Here is a 2358-nt window from a genome sequence, read left to right on the forward strand (position 1 = left end):
GGCCTTTCGCAAAGGGTTCAAAGTGTGCGAGGTCCCCATCACCTTCGTGGAGCGGCGGAGCGGAACGTCGAAGATGTCCAAGAAGATCGTACGCGAGGCAGTGTGGATGGTGTGGAAACTGCGTTTCTATGACCTCATAGGGAAACTGTAGCCGGCGATGTTCCACATACTCGTTTCGGGAGGCAAACCAGCGGGTTTGCCTTTCTCATAGGCAGGGCAAAGCGAACCGCTCATTGGCCCAACGGGGAAAGGCCAGGCGTCACTGTTCTGGGAGATACAGCTTGACTATTTGCCAAGTTTTTCGTATGTTGCAGTTGGCAACTGAGGCGACCTCTGTTCGTTTGACTCGATGAGCGCAACCCCAGAGCTTGCAATCATCATTGTAAGCTACAACGTGCGTGATTTCTTGGAGCAGGCCCTCACCTCGGTGCGCAAGGCCGTGCAAGGGATTGCGGCAGAGGTGTGGGTGGTTGACAACGCCTCCACCGATGGCACCGTGGCGATGGTGGGACGTTCGTTTCCGGAGGTGCGGCTCATTGCCAATCAGACGAACGTGGGCTTTGCGGCCGCCAACAATCAGGTGTTGCGCCAGAGTGAAGCCCAGGTGTTTTGCCTCCTCAATCCCGATACCGTGGTGCAGGAGGACACGTTCCGAACTCTATTGGCCTTTCTCCGGGCGCATCCTGAGGCGGGGATGGTCGGTTGCAAAATCTTGAATCCGGATGGTTCGCTGCAGCAGGCCTGCAGGCGAAGCATCCCTACACCCTGGGTAGCGTTCACGAAGCTGGTGGGCTTGAGCCGCCTCTTCCCCAAGAGCAGGCTGTTTGGGCGCTACAACCTCACTTACCTTGACCCGGACCAAACCTATGAGGTGGAAGCCATTTCGGGCTCCTTCATGATGGTGCGCCGGGAAGCGGTCGCGCAGGTTGGCCTCTTGGACGAGACTTTTTTCCTCTACGGTGAGGACCTTGACTGGTGTTGGCGCTTCAGGAATGCGGGCTGGAAGGTCTACTACGTCCCCGAGACCAAGATTGTGCACTTTAAAGGGGAAAGCTCGCGGCGCAGCGGGTTCGACAGTCTGCGGCTCTTCTATCAAGCGATGCATCTCTTCGTGCGTAAGCACTTCGCCGGACGCTCTTTCTTTCCCTTGCGCTGGTTCTTGGTGCTGGCGATCTGGTTGAGGGCTGCGCTGTCGTTTTTCAACCGCGCGGCGCGGGTGGCTGCGGAGCCGGTAATCGACCTGGCGCTGATGTACGTGGCAGTAACCATCGCCGTGGAAATCTGGTTCGGTAACCTCGTCCACTTGCCGAGCTTTCTCGCGGTGAATGTCTTCTACTCGCTCGTCTGGCTTATGTGCCTGGCAGCGAACGGCTGCTACGGAGCGAAGCGGTACTCGTCGACTGCGGCCGCAGCCGCGATGCTTGCCGGGCTGGTGGTCAATTCGGCGTTTACGTTCTTTTTCAAACAGTATGGCTTCTCCCGAGCGGTGGTGCTCATTTCCGGGGTGCTGAACTTGGCGTTGATCTCCGGGTGGCGGATTCTTGTCCGTCTACTGCCCCGCCTTGGCCTCCCTTTCCGTGGGACGCTGGGTAAGTCTCTGCTCCGGCGACGGACGCTTCTGGTCGGCGACCGTCGCTCTGTGCGCGATCTATTGCGCAGACTGCGGAGCAGATTCGAGAGCTCCTACGAGGTTGTGGGGATTGTCAGCCTGGACGGCGCGGCGAGTGGGGAGGAGTTGGAGGGAGTGCCGGTGTTCGCGGCCAGCGGCCAATTAGACGAGCTCTTCCGTGCCCATCGTGTCCAGGAAGTCATCTTCTCTACTGACCGTATCCCTTATGATCGTATCCTCGACCTGATGGACCGCGCCAATCGCTCGCGGGTGAGTTTCAAGCTAGTCCCCAGCCACTTGGAGGTGATTATCGGCAAGGCGTCCATCGATAGCCTCGCGGAGATACCCTTGGTGGAGGTCGAATACCGCTTTAGCAGCGCGTGGCACCGCTTCGTGAAGCGCGCACTGGACGTCGGCGTTGCCTTACCGGCCCTTGCTTTCGTAGCACCGGTGATGCTGTACTTCCTGGTGGCTCGTGGCTACCGGCTGCGGAGACGCCTCATCGTGGGGCGGGAGGGGAAACTGGTGGCTGCGCACGAGCTTGTGGCTCGAGACGGGACAAAGGTCTCTCGACTTCCTTTGCTCTGGGACGTGCTGGTGGGGAACCTGACCCTGGTCGGTGCAGAGTTTAGCAGCGAACCCAGTGCTGAGGTGCCCAAACAGCTCAAGCCGGGCATCACTGGCATTACCCAGCTGAAAGGAAGTAGAGATCTCACCACCAAGGAGAAGGAGCGGCAGCTGCTGTACTA

The 2358-nt window shown here is 59.1% G+C and carries 2 protein-coding genes; both read left to right on the forward strand.

Annotated elements, in window-relative coordinates; genetic code table 11:
- On the forward strand, positions 1–151 hold a 151-nt coding region (locus H5U38_14275), incomplete at its 5' end, for a polyprenol monophosphomannose synthase (GenBank protein MBC7188186.1).
- A gap of 198 nt (positions 152–349) precedes the next feature.
- Positions 350–2358, forward strand: a 2009-nt coding sequence (locus H5U38_14280) for a glycosyltransferase (protein MBC7188187.1), incomplete at its 3' end; no start/stop codon positions are given.

The sequence above is a fragment of the Calditrichota bacterium genome, from assembly GCA_014359355.1.
Classification (GTDB): Bacteria; Zhuqueibacterota; Zhuqueibacteria; order JANLFK01; family Oleimicrobiaceae; genus Oleimicrobium.